Source organism: Nocardioides psychrotolerans (assembly GCF_943371775.1).
GTDB classification, from domain to species: Bacteria; Actinomycetota; Actinomycetes; order Propionibacteriales; family Nocardioidaceae; genus Nocardioides; species Nocardioides psychrotolerans_A.
The window spans coordinates 1-14,693 of sequence record NZ_CALRWD010000025.1 but is presented as its reverse complement, the minus strand read 5'-3'; the positions used below and the strand labels follow the sequence as shown (position 1 = coordinate 14,693).

The window sequence follows — 14,693 nt, the reverse complement described above, 5'->3', positions numbered from 1 at the left end:
TTCGTGGACGATTCGTCGCCCAATTTGAGACGACGATCACGACCCGCCTTGCCGCCGAAACGAGAACGTGTTCTAGTTTGCTCCCATGGGCACCCCTGTGATCGTCGACGCCGTCCGCACTCCCCTGGGCAAGCGCAAGGGCTGGCTGGCCGGCATCCATCCCGCCACGCTGCTCGGCTTCGCCCAGCGCCAGGTCCTCGAGCGCGCCGGGGTCGACCCGATGCTGGTCGAGCAGGTCGTCGGCGGCTGCGTCACCCAGGCCGGCGAGCAGTCCAACGACATGATCCGGCGCGCGTGGCTCCACGCGGGACTCCCCCAGCACACCGGGGCGACCGCGGTGGACGCGCAGTGCGGCTCGGGCCAGCAGTCGGCCCACCTGGTCCACGACATGATCGCCGCCGGCACCATCGACGTCGGCATCGCCTGCGGCATCGAGTCGATGTCGCGCATCCCCCTGGGGGCCAACGTGCCGCCGGGCATGGGCGACCCGCGACCGGACGACTGGTCGATCGACATGCCCAACCAGTTCGAGGCGGCAGACCGCATCGCCCGCAACCGCGGCCTGACCCGCGCCGACCTCGAGGCCTTCGGCCTGGCCTCGCAGCAGAAGGCCCGGGTCGCCGTCGACGAGGGGCGCTTCAAGCGCGAGATCGCTGCGATCGAGGCTCCCGTGCTCGACGCGGAGGGGGTCGCGACCGGGGAGACCAGGCTCGTCGACACCGACCAAGGGCTGCGCGACACCACCCTCGAGGGGCTCGCGTCGCTCAGGTCGGTGCTGCCCGACGGACTGCACACCGCCGGGACGTCCTCGCAGATCTCCGACGGCGCCTCCGCCGTGCTGATCATGGACGAGGACAAGGCCCGCTCCCTCGGCCTGACCCCGCGCGCCCGGATCGTCAACCACTGCCTGGTCGGCTCCGACCCCTACTTCCACCTCGACGGCCCGATCGCCGCGACCCAGCGGATACTCGACCGCACCGGCATGGCCATCTCCGACTTCGACCTCTTCGAGGTCAACGAGGCCTTCGCCTCCGTCGTGCTCTCGTGGGCCGGCCAGCACCACGTCGACCTCGACAAGGTCAACGTCAACGGCGGGGCCATCGCGATCGGCCACCCGGTCGGCTCGACCGGCACCCGGCTGATCACCACCGCCCTGCACGAGCTCGAGCGCCGCGACCAGTCCACGGCGCTGATCTCGATGTGCGCCGGCGGCGCCATGGCCACCGGCACGGTCATCGAGCGGATCTGAGGCGGGCCGTCCGCGCCTCCCGCCACAGCCGGCCGAAGAAGCCGGCGTAGGTCACGAAGGCCGACCGGCCGTCGACGCGCAGCACGAGCTCGTCGTGCCCACGCGAGGGCGACCACCAGTTCTCCGAGCCGGTCCAGACCCGCTCGACACGGCCGCGCGCCCCGTCGTACGACGCCGCCAGGAACTTCAGGTGGCTGTAGCGCCGTGGTCCGAACCACGCGCTCTCGACGCGTACGCCGCCCTCCCGCAGCACCGCGCTCACCCGCGGGCCGAAGGGCGAGCTGACGACGGCCGCGACGTCCGCCCCCGCGCGACGCCGATCGACCAGGGCATGGGCGATGCGGACGCCGCGCGGGTCCTGCCAGTTGGACTGCGCCACCCGGATCACGGTGCCCGGTCCGGGCAGCGAGCGGATCCGATCGACGACCGGGTCCCGTTGCGTCGGCGAGGTCCATGGCAGGAAGGTCGCCGCGACCCCGCCTCCGAGCTCGACGTGACGGTAGGGACGTCGGACGGGTCGGTCCCGGGCCTGCTGCTCGAACACCCGACCCAGCGCCTGGTAGAGCCGGTGGTGGCCGACGAGCTCGACGGCGTCGTTGTACTGGTCGGTCTCGGCGACGTCGGTCGCGTTGGCCGTGGTCACGACGCTGATCCAGCGCTCGGTGCCGACGCGGGAGAAGGTCCACGACTTCTGGTGCAGGTTGGCCTCCGCACCGTCGAAGGAGTCACCGCCACGCGCCGAGCCGCGCACGCAGCGCGCCCAGGAGGCGGCCGGCAGTCCCGCCACGAGGTCGAGGAAGGCCGGCTCCGCGCAGGAGATGCCGCCGACGAGGACCCGCACGCGCACTCCCCGGTGGGCGGCGTCGAGCAGGGCCGTGGTCATGACGTCGCTGCTGTAGGTCCAGACGACCCCGCGCACCACCGCGCCCGGCGGCGACGTGCGCAGGTGGGAGGTCAGCAGCGAGAGGACCCGTTGCTCTCCGGGACGGTCGAGCACGGCACGCATCCGCATGGTCGAGCGGCTCACGGGTGCGGTGGCTGGGGAGCCGGCCCGCACGCCCGCGACCGGTGATCCGGTCGGTGATCCGGTCGGTGCTGCGGTTGGTGCTGAGGCCGGGGCGGCCGCGGGCGCGGGGACGACCGCGCTGGCGATGAGGACGACCGCACAGGAGGCGGTCGCGAGGAGGAAGCGCCAACCGGGACGCGACGACATGGATCTCCTGGGACGACGAGGCACCGGCCGCTCGCGCGACCCTGTCGTTCCTCGACGCTAAGGAGCCGACCTGTCCGTCAGTGGTCCTGGGACCGACGCCCCGGCGACAGGGGGACGACAGCGAGCTCGGCGTCGCGGACGTCCCGCCTCAACGGTCGTCCCAGACGTCGTCGAAGAACCGCACGTAGGCCCGGTGCGCCGAGGGCGCCGTCAGCCCGAGGACCAGCTCGTCGTGACCCCGCGACGGGCCCCACCAGTTCTCCGAGCCCGTCCAGACACGGGTCTGCCGACCGCTGGGCCCGTCGTGCTCCGCCGTCATGAACTTGAGGTGGTGGTAGCGCCGCGATGAGAAGTACGCCGTCTCGAGACGTGCGCCCGCGCCGACCAGGAGGGTGCGGACCGACCGAGCGAAGGGGCGACTGGTCAGCACGCGGACCCGTGCACCGGCCTCGAGCTTGCGCACCAGCGCTCGTGCGATCGCGACCCCACGCGCGTCCTGCCAGTTGGACTTCGCGATGCGGATGACCGCGCCGCGGGGCGGGATCGCGCGGATCCGGGAGACGACGGGATCACTCATGCTCGCCGAGTTCCACGGGGAGAAGGCCACCGTCGTGTCCCCCGCCCGGTGCGTGCGGAACGGACGGGTGAGCGGTCGGTCGCGTCGCTGCTGGTCGAACACCTCGCGGAAGCGCTCGTGCAGCGCGCGGTTGCCGACGACCTGGTAGGCGTCGTTGTACTGGAAGGCGTCCGCCATCGGGGTCGCGTTGGCCGAGGTCACGACCACGACCCAGCGACCGGTGCCGGTGCGCGTGAACGTCCACGACTTCTGGTGCAGGCCCGTCTCCTGGCCGGCGAAGGTGCGTCCGCCGCGGGCGCTGCGATAGCTGCAGTCGGCTGTCGACCGCGACGCACGCGCCAGGTCACGGCGCAGCAGGCGGTAGGCCGGCTCACGACAGGAGATCCCGCCGACGAGCACCTGGACGCGGACCCCCCGACGCGACGCCGCGACCAGCTCGCGGGCCAGGGCCCAGCTGCTGAGCTTCCACATCACCACGCGCACGGTCGAGCGCGGCTGGGCGTGCCTCAGGTTGGTCGTGACCAGGGCGCTGATCCGGCGCTGTCCGGGCTTGCTGAAGACCGCACGCGTCGTCGGGACGTACGGCGCCGCAGCCGGCGCTGCGGCGGTGAGTGCCGTCGTACGGGACGGGGCGGCGACGACGTGCGGCGGCGGCACCGCGGCCAGGAGACCGAGCAGGACGAGGAAGGCTGCGCCGAGGGCCCGAGTGATCACGGACGCGACGCTAGGAACCGCGCCTAAGGCGTGGATGAGGCCGGTCTGAGAACGCCTTCATCCATCTCGACGGCCACCCGCCGGCTCACGCCCCGTAGACCGCCTCCGGCACCGGAGCAGCGGCGAGCAGGTCACGCAGGGCAGGACCGACGGCGGCCGCCTCCCAGCGCGCGCCGAGGTCGTGGCAGGGACCGTGGGCCCACCCGTTCTCGACGGTGACCTTGCCGCCATCGATCTCGATCACCCGGCCGGTGACGTCACCGGCCTCGACCGAGGCGAGCCAGGCGACGATGGGCGAGTTGTCCTCGGGCAGCGCCATGGCGGAGGTGTCGAAGGCACCCTCGGTCATCCGGGTGCGCGCGACCGGTGCGATGGCGTTGACCGTCACGCCGTAGCGCCCCATCTCCTGGGCCGCGACCAGCGTGAGGCCGGCGATCCCGGCCTTGGCTGCGGAGTAGGTCGCCTGGCCGACCGAGCCCTGGAGCCCAGCGCCGGACGAGGTGTTGATGACCCGGGCGGCGCGCTGGCGCCCCTCCTTGGCCTCGGCCCGCCAGTAGGCGCCCGCGTGGCGCAGCGGGGCGAAGTGACCCTTGAGGTGCACCCGGATCACCGCGTCCCACTCCTCCTCGGAGGTGTTGACGAGCATCCGGTCGCGCACGAAGCCGGCGTTGTTGACCAGCACGTCGAGACCGCCGAAGGTCGCGATCGCCTGCTGCACCATGGCAGCGGCCTGCTCGAAGTCGGCCACGTCGGCGCCGTTGGCGACCGCCCGGCCGCCCATCGCCTCGATCTCGGCGACCACCTCGTCGGCGGGTGAGTCCCCGGTGCCCTCGCCGGCGAGCGAGACGCCGTAGTCGTTGACGACCACGGCCGCGCCGTGCCGGGCCAGCTCGAGCGCGTGGGCGCGACCGATCCCCCGTCCGGCGCCGGTGACGATCGCGACGCGACCTTCGAGAAGTGTGCTCACTCAGGACTCCTTGGTTGCTGCGGACAGGAAGACGGGCGGCTCGCCGCCACCGTGGCAGGCGACACGCGCGCCGGAGACGTAGGAGGCGAGGTCGCTGGCCAGGAAGACCGCAACGTGGCCGACCTCCTCGGGCCGCGCCATGCGACCCAGCGGGATCGTGGCCTCGATCGCGGCCACCCCGGCGTCCCCGCCGTAGTGGTCGTCGGTGTTCTCCGTGCGGCACAGGCCCACGTCGATCGAGTTCATCCGCACCCGAGGTGCCCACTCGATCGCCAGCGAGGTCGTCAACGAGTCGACGCCGGCCTTGGCTGCGCCGTACGCCGCCGTCCCCGGCGAGGGCCGGGTCGCCGAGATGGAGGAGATGTTGACGATCGCGCCGCCGGTCTCCTGCTGCTGCATCACCGCGTTGGCTGCCTGCGCGCAGGCGAGCGGGCCGAGCAGGTTGAGGCCCACGACCTTGTCGTGGAAGCGGGAGGAGGCGTCAGCCGCCAAGGCGTACGGCGCCCCGCCGGCGTTGTTGACCAGCACGTCGAGGCGTCGGTGGTCGGCGACCACGCCGGCCACCAGGGCGTCCACGGCAGCCGCGTCGCGGACGTCGCAGACGCGGTGCGTCGAGCCCGGCACCGGAGCGACGTCGGAGCGGCTGCACGTCACGACGGTCGCGCCGGCGTCGAGGAAGGCGCGGGTGATGCCGAGCCCGATCCCCTGCGTGCCACCGGTCACGAGCACGACCCGTGCGGAGAGGTCCATCGAGAGCGCCATGCTGTTAGGCTACCAAGCAAGCGTTAGGTTTGTTAGCGACGACCCACGGAAGAGGCACGATGGCCATCACCTCCGAGCTCCGCGACGACGGCATCCGCGTCGTCACGATGAGCCATCCCCCGGTCAACGCGCTCACCGTGCAGGGCTGGTTCGACGTCGCCGCCGCCCTGGACGAGGCGAGCGCGGACATGGCCACGCACGTGGTCGTCCTGCGTGCCGAGGGTCGCGGCTTCAACGCCGGCGTCGACATCAAGGAGATGCAGCGCACGACCGGCTTCGACGCGCTCCTAGGAGCCAACAAAGGCTGCTTCGCCGCGTTCAAGGCGGTCTACGAGTGCTCGGTCCCCGTCATCGCGGCGGTCAACGGCTTCTGCCTCGGCGGTGGGGTCGGCCTGGTCGGCAACGCCGACTGCGTCGTGGCCAGTGACGACGCGTTCTTCGGCGTGCCCGAGGTCAAGCAGGGCGCCCTGGGCGCCGCGACCCACATGGCCCGGCTCGTGCCGCAGCACCTGATGCGCACCCTCTACTTCACCTCCCGCACCATCAAGGCCGCCGACCTCGTGCAGCACGGCTCGGTCCTGGAGGTGGTCCCCCGCGCCGACCTCGACGACGCCGCGCTCCGTGTCGCCGCCGACATCGCGGCCCAGGACACCCGGGTCATCCGAGCCGCCAAGGAGTGCCTCAACGGGATCGACCCGATCGACGTCAACAAGAGCTACCGCTTCGAGCAGGGCTTCACGATGGAGCTCAACCTCATGGGCGTCAGCGACGAGCTGCGCGACGACTTCGCCGGGACAGAGAAGGCCAAGAAGTGAGCAAGGGACCCCGCGACAAGCGGATGAGCATCGACGAGGTCGTCGGCGAGCTCCGCGACGGCATGACCATCGGCATCGGTGGCTGGGGCCCGCGGCGCAAGCCGATGGCGCTGGTCCGCGCGATCCTCCGCTCGGACCTGACGGACCTCACGATCGTCAGCTGGGGCGGTGCCGACGTCGGCCTGCTCGTGCGCGCCGGCAAGGTGCGCAAGCTGGTCTACGCGTTCGTCTCGCTCGACTCGGTGCCGCTGGAGCCCAACTTCCAGCGCGCCCGCCAGGCCGGCACCATCCCCGAGGTCGTCGAGCTCGACGAGGGCATGTTCCAGACCGGGCTGCGCGCAGCCGCGCAACGTCTGCCCTTCCTGCCGATGCGGGCGGGCCTCGGCTCCGACGTGCTCGTCAACAACCCGTGGGTCCGGACCGTCACCAGTCCGTACGACGATCCCGACGGCCAGCGCGAGGAGCTCGTCGCCGTCCCCGCTCTCCGTCTCGACGTGGCGCTGGTCCACCTCAACCGGGCCGACAAGCACGGCAACGCGACGTACCTCGGTCCCGACCCCTACTTCGACGACCTCTTCTGCATGGCGGCCGACCGGGCCTACGTCAGCGTCGAGCAGGTCGTGGACACCGCGGGTCTGACCGTCGACACCCCGGTCCAGCGGCTGCTGCTCAGCCGGATGATGGTGACCGGCGTGGTGGAGACGCCGAAGGGCGCGCACTTCACGACCTGCACCCCCGACTACGAGCGGGACGAGAAGTTCCAGAAGGCCTATGCCGCCGCGGCCGGCGGCTCCGACGAGGACTGGGCGGCCTTCGAGCAGCGCTTCCTGTCCGGCGACGAGGCGGCCTACCAGGCAGCGGTCCAGCAGTTCCAGGAGGAGCAGGCATGACCTCGACATCCGAAGGGGCGACCCGCGCCGACGTCTGCGCGGCGGCGATCGCCGACGCGTTCAAGGACGACGGCGAGATCTTCGCCAGCCCGATGGGCATGCTGCCGATGCTCGGCGTACGCCTGGCCAAGCTCACCAGCAACCCCGACCTGGTGATCTCGGACGGTGAGTCGCTCTTCCTCGCCGGCGTCCCGCCGCTCTTCGCCAAGGGTGACGTCGTCGAGGGCTGGATCCCCTTCCGCAAGGTCTTCGACGTGGTGGCCTACGGCAAGCGCCACGTGATGATGGGCGCCACCCAGGTCGACCGCCACGGCAACCAGAACATCTCGGCGATCGGCGACTTCGCGAGGCCCCAGCGCCAGCTGCTCGGCTCGCGCGGCGCCCCGGGCAACACGGTCAACAACCGCACGTCCTACTGGGTGCCCAAGCACTCCCCCCGCGTCTTCGTCGAGAGCGTCGACATCGTCTCGGGGGTCGGACCGGCCCGCGCCAAGGCAGCCGGCCCGGGCGCCGCCCGCTTCAACGACATCCACCGGATCGTCAGCAACCTCGGCGTCTTCGACGTCAAGGGCGACGCCGACACCGTGCGCCTGCTCAGCGTGCACCCCGGCGTCAGCATCGACGAGGTGCGCGCGGCGACCGGTTTCGAGCTCACGGTGGACGGTGAAGTCCCCGAGACCCGTGTGCCGACCAGCGAGGAGCTGATCATCATCCGCGAGGTGCTGGACCCGAAGTCGCTGCGTCACCGCGAGGTCCCCGAGCCCAAGCCCGAGGAGGCTTCGTGATCGAGCAGCTGCTGAGGACGCCCCTGACCGAGCTGGTCGGCGTCCGCCACCCCGTGGTGCAGACCGGCATGGGCTGGGTCTCCGGCCCGCGCCTGGTCAGCGGCACGGCCAACGCGGGCGGGCTGGGCATCCTGGCCTCGGCGACCATGACCTACGAGGAGCTCGAGAAGGCGATCCTCGAGGTGAAGGCGCGCACCGACCAGCCCTTCGGGGTCAACCTGCGCGCCGACGCCGGCGACGCCGGTGACCGCTGCGACCTCCTGATCAAGCACGGCGTGCGCGTCGCGTCCTTCGCGCTGGCCCCCAAGCAGGACCTGATCGCCAAGCTCAAGGACCACGGCCTCGTCGTGATGCCCTCGGTCGGAGCGGCCCGCCACGCCGAGAAGGTCGCGGCGTGGGGCGCCGACGCGGTGATGATCCAGGGCGGCGAGGGGGGTGGCCACACGGGCTCGGTCCCGACCACGCTCCTGCTCCCGACCGTGCTCGACGCCGTGGACATCCCCGTCGTGGCCGCCGGCGGCTTCTTCGACGGCCGCGGCCTCGCGGCGGCGCTGTCCTACGGCGCGGCCGGCGTCGGCATGGGCACCCGCTTCCTGCTCACCCAGGACAGCGCGGTCCCCCAGGCGGTCAAGGACCTCTACCTCGGCTACGACCTCAACGGCACCGTCGTGACCGCCAAGGTCGACGGGATGCCGCACCGGATGCTGCACACCGACCTGGTCAGCGAGCTCGAGGAGACCAGCGCCGTCAAGCGCCTTGGCCCCACGGTGCGCCGCACCCTGGAGTTCAAGCAGACCAGCGGCATGTCGTGGCTCGAGCTGGCCAAGGACGGCCGTGCGATGAAGAAGACCCAGGGCCGCACGCTGGCCCAGATGACGCTCGCCGCCAACACGCCGGTGATGCTCAAGGCCGGGCTGGTCGAGGGTGACACCGGCGCCGGGGTCCTCGCCTCCGGCCAGGTCGTCGGCGTCATCGACGACCTGCCCACGTGCGAGGAGCTCATCGACCGGATCGTCCTGCGCGCCGTCGAGGAGCTGCGCCGCGGGTCGTCGTACGTCGTCTGAGTCCTGGCCCGGATAGTGCGGGACGTTTTCGACCTCCTGGTGTGCCTGGAAGGCCGAAAACGTCCCGCACTTTCCCGGCCGAAGACCCGCCGCCGTTCAGGACCCGGGCACGTAGCCCTTCTCGGGCGCCCAGGAGCCGGTGTCGCGCAGCCGCGCCCAGATGTCGTACTCCGGGGCGAAGAAGTCCACCAGCGCGGCGCGGGTGGCGGCCGTGAGCTCGGGCTCGCGGCGCTCGGTGGAGACGTTGGCGGTGCCGATCTCGACCTTGCCGTCCATCTTGGCGGTGATCCAGCCCTGCCAGGCGTCGGGGCGGTCGAGCGCGAAGATCCGGTCGACGCCGAGGTCGAGGTCGTTGCTCATCGCCACGAAGCGCGCGGGCCTGCCCACCTTGCCGGTGATCGCCTGGTCGCCGGCGACGTAGCGCTCGGCGAAGTGCTCAAAAGTCATGTCGCCGGTGTACTTGTCGGGGTTCTCCGTCACCACGGCCGGACGCGAGCGGTAGCGCCACCACGACTCGAGCCACTCGACCGGCTCACGGAAGAGCGAGACGACCTCGTAGTCGCTGCGGCGATAGCCGGCGTTGCGCAGGATCGGCACCATGCGGGTGTGGAACTGGCGACAGTTCATGTGCTTGAGCCGGGGGTGGCCCCGCAGCACGACGTCCGCCTTGCCGCTGAGGGCGTTGACGATGGAGGTCGACGCGCACTTGGGCATCGACAGCACCACGAACCCGTGGCTCGGCAGCGCGATCATGCACCCAACCTATCGGTCGTCCGGTTTCGTGACGCGGACGCTCCGGCGGTTAATGTCTCCCGTCCCGCTGCACACTCTCGAGGAGCCACCACCGTGCGTCGCCCCCGCCTCCCCTCCATGTTCGGCCTGTCGCTGGCCGCCACCATCGGCGCCACCATCGGCGCCACCGTCAGCGCCGCCATCGGCGCCGGGCTGCTCGGGGCCCCCGCGCAGGCCCGCGTGGCGTCCCCGGCTCCTTCGGCGTCGGTCGAGGCGCGCGCCGAACTGGTCTGCAAGACCTCCGTCACCGGTGTCGACTCCGAGAACCGGTTGGTCTACTACACCGTGCGCAACGACCTCGTCATCGAGCGCCGGTCCAGCAGGCCGCTGGGCTTCCGGCCCACCAACCTCGGCTACCTCGGGACCGACTACACCTCCACGGGCTCGACGACCCGGATGACCACCACCACCGCCGACGGCGTGCCGCGCGAGCTGAGCGTCGTCGAACGCGACGACTCCCGGACGCTGCGGTTCTCGGCCACGACCTTCGGCCAGAAGAACTACCGCCCCCGCCTGTTCACCGACGCCTACAGCTACTTCGGCTACACGATCAACCACGTCGGGGTGCTCCAGCGCTGGACCCTGGTGCGTCTGCGCACCGGGCGGCTGTCCTACCGCTACCCGGTGACAGTGGCCACCAACCTGAAGAACACCGTGGCCATCACCCCCGCGTCACTGAAGTCGCAGCCCAGCGCGGACATCCTCTACACCACGACGAAGCTCGGCGCCCTGCGGCTGCTCACGGTGCCTCACGAGAGGCCCGAGGACCGCTCCTTCCGGACGCTGTCCGCCCGCGGCTACGCCGGCGTCACCGAGCTCTCCGGCAGCTACTGCAACGGCAAGGACCGTGGCGTCGTCATCGGCATCGACCCGACGGCCGGCACCGCGACCTGGACCGTCGTGACCGACGTCAGCTCCCCGGCCCGGGCGCGCTCCGACCTCAGGGGCGCCATCCGCCGCAAGGTCGATTGGAACCTTCACGCCACCCTCTGACCCACCGCCGGGGGGTCGGACACGACGACGCGGTAGTTTCAAGCATGACCCAGGAGCCGCCCGTCCGTCGCGCCCGGCACCTCATGGACCCCGACGCTCCCCGCAAGGCGCCGGACCCCGGGGCCATCGCCCGCCTCCAGCGCGTGCAGACCTGGGTCATGTCGGTCCTCGTCGTGACGACGATCGTGCACCTCTCGGCCGGCCTCGCGATCGCGGCGCAGTACGTCGACGAGGACGCCGTGTCAGCGGGCATCGGGCTGAGCGTGCTGGCTGGTGCGTTCGGCGTGATCGCCGTGGCCTCGGGCCTCGCGATCCACAAGAAGTCGCTCGTCTCGCCGTGGCTGCTGCTGGGTCTGCTGCCCGGCCTGGTGTCGGTCTACCTCGTCCTGCGCTGACGCGTCATCTGCCGTTCACCGGGCCGTCCCTAGCCTCGCGCCGCCGGTCTCGTTGGACCCGACATGTGCGACGACAGCAGCAGCCACACCCATGCGTCCCCCACGCCCGACCTGCCCCCGGGCGCCCTGGGTCGCCGCGCACTGACCGCGGGCGCCGGCCTGCTGATGGCCGGCACCCTGCTCCCCCACACCGGAGCGATCGCCTCCGCCTCCACGGCTCCGACGGTCGGCGCGTCACGCCGCTCGCGCATCTCCACCGGCACGCGGCTCGTGCACGCCGACCTGCACAACCACACCCTGCTGTCCGACGGGGACGGCGACCCGGCCCTGGCCTTCGCCTCGATGCGCAACGCCGGCCTCGACGTCGCGGCGCTCACCGACCACGCCACGCTCTCCGACAACGTCCTCGGTGACGTGCTCGCCGGCCTGCTGCCGCCGGAGTACAAGCAGGTCGCCGGCATCACTCCCGGGGACTGGGCACGCACGAAGCGCTTCGCCGACCGCGCCGACGACGACGGCCGCTTCACCGCGATCCGCGGCTTCGAGTGGTCCGAGCCCCTCATCGGTCACGTGAACGTCTGGTTCACCGAGCACTACGTCGACGTCCTGCAGGCCGGCGTCATGCAGCCCCTGCTCGACTGGCTGCGGCGCGAGCCCGGCCTCGTGCTCGACGGTGGCGCCGGCGGGCTCGCCGGCTTCAACCACCCCGGCCGCGAGCCGCTGCGCTTCCAGGAGTTCACCTACGACAAGCGCGTGCGCGACCGGGTCGTGTCGCTGGAGATGTTCAACCGGGGGGACGACTACCTCTTCGAGGGCTTCGCCGACGACCGGTCCTCGCCCCTGGTCGCGTGCCTCAACGCCGGCTGGCGCACCGGCATCGCCGGCGTCACCGACGAGCACGGCACCGACTGGGGCGAGCCCGAGGGCAAGGGCCGCACCGGCCTGTGGGTCCAGGAGCACAGTCGCCGCGGGGTCAAGCGTGCGATGCGGGCCCGCCGCTTCTTCGCGACCCGTACGTCGGGACTGCGGGTCGACGCGACCGCCCAGCCCCGCGGTGGTCGCCCGGTCCGCATGGGCGGTGTGCTGCCGATGCGCAAGGGCGTCGTGCGGGTGCGGCTCGACCTGGCGCGTGACGCCTCGTGGACCGGTCGCCGCCTGGACGTCCAGGTGCTGCGACCCGGCACCGACGTGCCGACCGTCGTGGACGTCGTACCGTTCCGCGTCGGGCCGGTCGTCGAGCTCAAGGTGCCGGTCAACCTGGCCGACGGCGACTGGTTCCTGCTGCGCGTGGCCGACCCGACCCAGCGCAACGCCACCCCGGGCCCCGCCGGGCACCCCGGTAACGACCTCGGGATCGCCTACACCAGCCCGTGGTGGCTGGAGCCGACCACTGCCTGACCGCCGCCCGGTCGTGCAACAGTGCGCCGACTCGGCGGCCTACAGGCGCTCGATGATCGTGACGTTGGCCTGGCCGCCGCCCTCGCACATGGTCTGCAGGGCGTAGCGGCCACCGGTGCGCTCGAGCTCGCCCAGCATCGTGGTCATGAGCCGGGTGCCGGTGGCGCCGATGGGGTGCCCCAGGGCGATGCCGCCGCCGTTGACGTTGACCCGCTCGTGCGGGGCGCCGGTCTCCTTCATCCACGCGAGCACGACGGAGGCGAAGGCCTCGTTGCACTCGAAGAGGTCGATGTCGTCGATCGAGAGGCCGCTCTTCTCCAACGCGTGCGCCGTGGCCCGGATCGGGCCGGTGAGCATCCAGATCGGGTCGTCGCCCTTCACGGTGAGGTGGTGGATGCGGGCCCGCGGGGTGAGGCCGTGCTCGGCGACCGCAGCCTCGGAGGCGATGAGCATCGCGCTCGAGGCGTCGCAGATCTGGGAGGCGACGGCCGCGGTGATGCGTCCGCCCGGAGCCAGGGGCTGGAGGCCGGCCATCTTCTCCAACGACGTCTCGCGCGGGCACTGGTCGACGGCGAAGGTCGACCCGTCGGGCAGCACGACCGGCTCGATCTCGCCGATGAAACGTCCCTCGGCGATCGCGAGCCGGGCGCGCTCGTGGGAGGCCAGGGCGAAGGACTCCATGTCTTCGCGGCTGATGTCCCACTTCTCCGCGATCATCTCGGCGGAGGCGAACTGCGAGACCTCGACGTCGCCGTAGCGCGCCTGCCAGCCCGGCGACTCGGCGAAGGGCGTGGTGAACCCGTACTGCTGGGCGACGAGCATCGCGGCCGAGATCGGGATGGCGCTCATGTTCTGCACACCACCGGCGACCACGAGGTCCTGGGTGCCGCTCATGACGCCCTGCGCGGCGAAGTGCACCGCCTGCTGGGACGAGCCGCATTGACGGTCGATGGTCACGCCGGGCACGTGGTCGGGCAGCCCGGCGACCAACCAGGCGGTGCGGGCGACGTCGCCGGCCTGGGAGCCGATGGTGTCGCAGCACCCGAGGATCACGTCGTCGACGGCCCCCGGGTCGACACCCGTGCGACGCATGAGCGCACCGAGCGTGTGGGCTGCGAGGTCGGCGGAGTGCATGGCGGCGAGCGCGCCTCCGCGCTTGCCGACCGGGGTGCGGACCGCGTCGATGATGTAGGCCTCAGCCATGGGAGATCCCGTCCAGGAGGATGTGCAGGTATTGGTCGGCGACGTGGGCGTGGGTGAGCGTGCCGCCGGGGCGGTACCACTTCACCGCCACCCACACGGTGTCGCGGATGAAGCGGTAGGTGAGCTCGATGTCGAGGTCGGGACGCAGCGCCCCGGAGCGGACGCCGTCGTCGAGCAGGGTGATCCACACCAGGCGGGACTGGGCGTTGCGCTCGGCGAGGTAGGCGAAGCGCTCGAAGCCCCCGAGGTAGTCCGCCTCGTTCTGGAAGATCGCGACCTCGTGGCGGTGCCGGTCGATCGCCTCGAAGGAGACCTGGACGGCGCGCTCCAGCTTGGTGCGCGGGTCGTCGGTGCTGGTGAGGATCGCGTCGTAGGAGCCGAAGAGCTCCTCCTGGAAGGTCGAGAGGATCTCGTCGACCATCGACTCCTTGGAGTCGAAGTGGTGGTAGAGGCTGCCCGACTGGATCCCGGAGGCGTCGGCGATGTCGCGCACCGTGGTGTTCTTGAAGCCCTTCTCGGCGAAGAGCCCGGCCGCGATGCGCAACAGCTCCGCGCGCCGGTTGCCGGCGCCTGCCTCGTCCTCACGCGTTGCCACGACCGAAGCCTCTCAGGCCTGCTGCGAGCTGACGGCGACGACCTCGCCGGTCATGTACGACGCGTAGTCGCTGGCCAGCATCACCATCACGTTGGCGACCTCCCAGGGCTCGGCGGCGCGGCCGAAGGCCTCGCGCTGCTTGAGCTCGTGGAGCAGCTCGTCGGAGGTGACCTTGGCGAGGAAGGGGTGCATGGCGAGGCTCGGCGAGACCGCGTTGACGCGGATGCCGTGCGGCGCCAGGTCGAGCGCGGCACAACGGGTCAGCGCCATCACGCCGGCCT

16 protein-coding genes are annotated in these 14,693 nt (G+C 71.5%); 8 read left to right on the top strand and 8 right to left on the bottom strand.

The genetic code is table 11. The features are described 5' to 3' along the window. The first annotated feature begins 85 nt into the window (after positions 1–85). Positions 86–1,249 carry a steroid 3-ketoacyl-CoA thiolase gene (locus AAG827_RS09395; protein ID WP_341925662.1) on the top strand — a complete coding sequence of 388 codons (1,164 nt, stop codon included), beginning with the start codon at positions 86–88 and terminating at the stop codon, positions 1,247–1,249. On the opposite strand, the gene AAG827_RS09390 is transcribed toward AAG827_RS09395, so the two are convergent. From AAG827_RS09390 to AAG827_RS09375, 4 genes are all read right to left on the bottom strand, one after another. Beyond that, positions 1,233–2,462 carry a hypothetical protein gene (locus tag AAG827_RS09390; RefSeq protein ID WP_341925661.1) on the bottom strand — a complete coding sequence of 410 codons (1,230 nt, stop codon included), beginning with the start codon at positions 2,460–2,462 and terminating at the stop codon, positions 1,233–1,235. The genes AAG827_RS09395 and AAG827_RS09390 overlap by 17 nt on opposite strands. A gap of 148 nt (positions 2,463–2,610) precedes the next feature. Next, positions 2,611–3,753: a phospholipase D-like domain-containing protein gene (locus AAG827_RS09385; protein WP_341925660.1), complete on the bottom strand. Its 1,143-nt coding sequence runs from the start codon at positions 3,751–3,753 to the stop codon at positions 2,611–2,613. Positions 3,754–3,838: 85 nt separating this feature from the next. Continuing rightward, a complete protein-coding gene (locus AAG827_RS09380) occupies positions 3,839–4,720 on the bottom strand; it encodes an SDR family oxidoreductase (RefSeq protein ID WP_341925659.1) in 882 nt (293 codons plus the stop codon). After that, positions 4,721–5,482: an SDR family oxidoreductase gene (locus AAG827_RS09375; protein ID WP_341925658.1), complete on the bottom strand. Its 762-nt coding sequence runs from the start codon at positions 5,480–5,482 to the stop codon at positions 4,721–4,723. It lies immediately after the preceding gene. A 59-nt stretch (positions 5,483–5,541) separates the two neighbouring features. Here AAG827_RS09375 and AAG827_RS09370 point away from each other — a divergent pair, with 59 nt between their 5' ends. From AAG827_RS09370 to AAG827_RS09355, 4 genes are read left to right on the top strand one after another with little or no spacing between them, the layout of a single operon-like run. Then, positions 5,542–6,297: an enoyl-CoA hydratase family protein gene (locus tag AAG827_RS09370; RefSeq protein ID WP_341925657.1), complete on the top strand. Its 756-nt coding sequence runs from the start codon at positions 5,542–5,544 to the stop codon at positions 6,295–6,297. Continuing rightward, positions 6,294–7,187, top strand: a complete 894-nt coding sequence (locus AAG827_RS09365) for a CoA-transferase (protein WP_341925656.1) — start codon at positions 6,294–6,296, stop codon at positions 7,185–7,187. The genes AAG827_RS09370 and AAG827_RS09365 overlap by 4 nt, the downstream gene beginning before the upstream one ends. Beyond that, positions 7,184–7,972 (top strand): CoA-transferase, encoded by a 789-nt coding sequence (locus AAG827_RS09360; protein WP_341925655.1) that lies wholly within the window; start codon positions 7,184–7,186, stop codon positions 7,970–7,972. Before AAG827_RS09365 ends, AAG827_RS09360 begins: the two co-directional genes overlap by 4 nt. Then, on the top strand, positions 7,969–9,036 hold the full coding sequence (locus tag AAG827_RS09355; RefSeq protein ID WP_341925654.1) for a nitronate monooxygenase: 1,068 nt from the start codon (positions 7,969–7,971) through the stop codon (positions 9,034–9,036). Before AAG827_RS09360 ends, AAG827_RS09355 begins: the two co-directional genes overlap by 4 nt. Before the next feature lie 96 nt (positions 9,037–9,132). Here the strand turns inward: AAG827_RS09355 and AAG827_RS09350 are convergent, their stop codons facing one another. Then, entirely contained in the window at positions 9,133–9,789 is a 657-nt protein-coding gene (locus tag AAG827_RS09350; RefSeq protein ID WP_341925653.1) for a hypothetical protein, read from the bottom strand. Between the two features lie 93 nt (positions 9,790–9,882). Here AAG827_RS09350 and AAG827_RS09345 point away from each other — a divergent pair, with 93 nt between their 5' ends. The 3 genes from AAG827_RS09345 to AAG827_RS09335 all read left to right on the top strand — a co-directional run bounded on the left by AAG827_RS09345 (position 9,883) and on the right by AAG827_RS09335 (position 12,614). After that, a complete protein-coding gene (locus AAG827_RS09345; RefSeq protein WP_341925652.1) occupies positions 9,883–10,821 on the top strand; it encodes a hypothetical protein in 939 nt (312 codons plus the stop codon). Between the two features lie 44 nt (positions 10,822–10,865). Next, a complete protein-coding gene (locus AAG827_RS09340) occupies positions 10,866–11,216 on the top strand; it encodes a hypothetical protein (RefSeq protein ID WP_341925651.1) in 351 nt (116 codons plus the stop codon). A gap of 63 nt (positions 11,217–11,279) precedes the next feature. Continuing rightward, positions 11,280–12,614, top strand: a complete 1,335-nt coding sequence (locus AAG827_RS09335) for a CehA/McbA family metallohydrolase (RefSeq protein WP_341925650.1) — start codon at positions 11,280–11,282, stop codon at positions 12,612–12,614. Positions 12,615–12,653: 39 nt separating this feature from the next. On the opposite strand, the gene AAG827_RS09330 is transcribed toward AAG827_RS09335, so the two are convergent. The 3 genes from AAG827_RS09330 to AAG827_RS09320 form a co-directional block, all read right to left on the bottom strand. After that, on the bottom strand, positions 12,654–13,817 hold the full coding sequence (locus AAG827_RS09330; RefSeq protein WP_341925649.1) for an acetyl-CoA C-acetyltransferase: 1,164 nt from the start codon (positions 13,815–13,817) through the stop codon (positions 12,654–12,656). Then, on the bottom strand, positions 13,810–14,412 hold the full coding sequence (locus AAG827_RS09325; RefSeq protein ID WP_341925648.1) for a TetR/AcrR family transcriptional regulator: 603 nt from the start codon (positions 14,410–14,412) through the stop codon (positions 13,810–13,812). Before AAG827_RS09325 ends, AAG827_RS09330 begins: the two co-directional genes overlap by 8 nt. A gap of 12 nt (positions 14,413–14,424) precedes the next feature. Then, positions 14,425–14,693 (bottom strand): SDR family oxidoreductase (locus tag AAG827_RS09320; protein ID WP_341925647.1); only part of this gene is annotated, 269 nt, incomplete at its 5' end.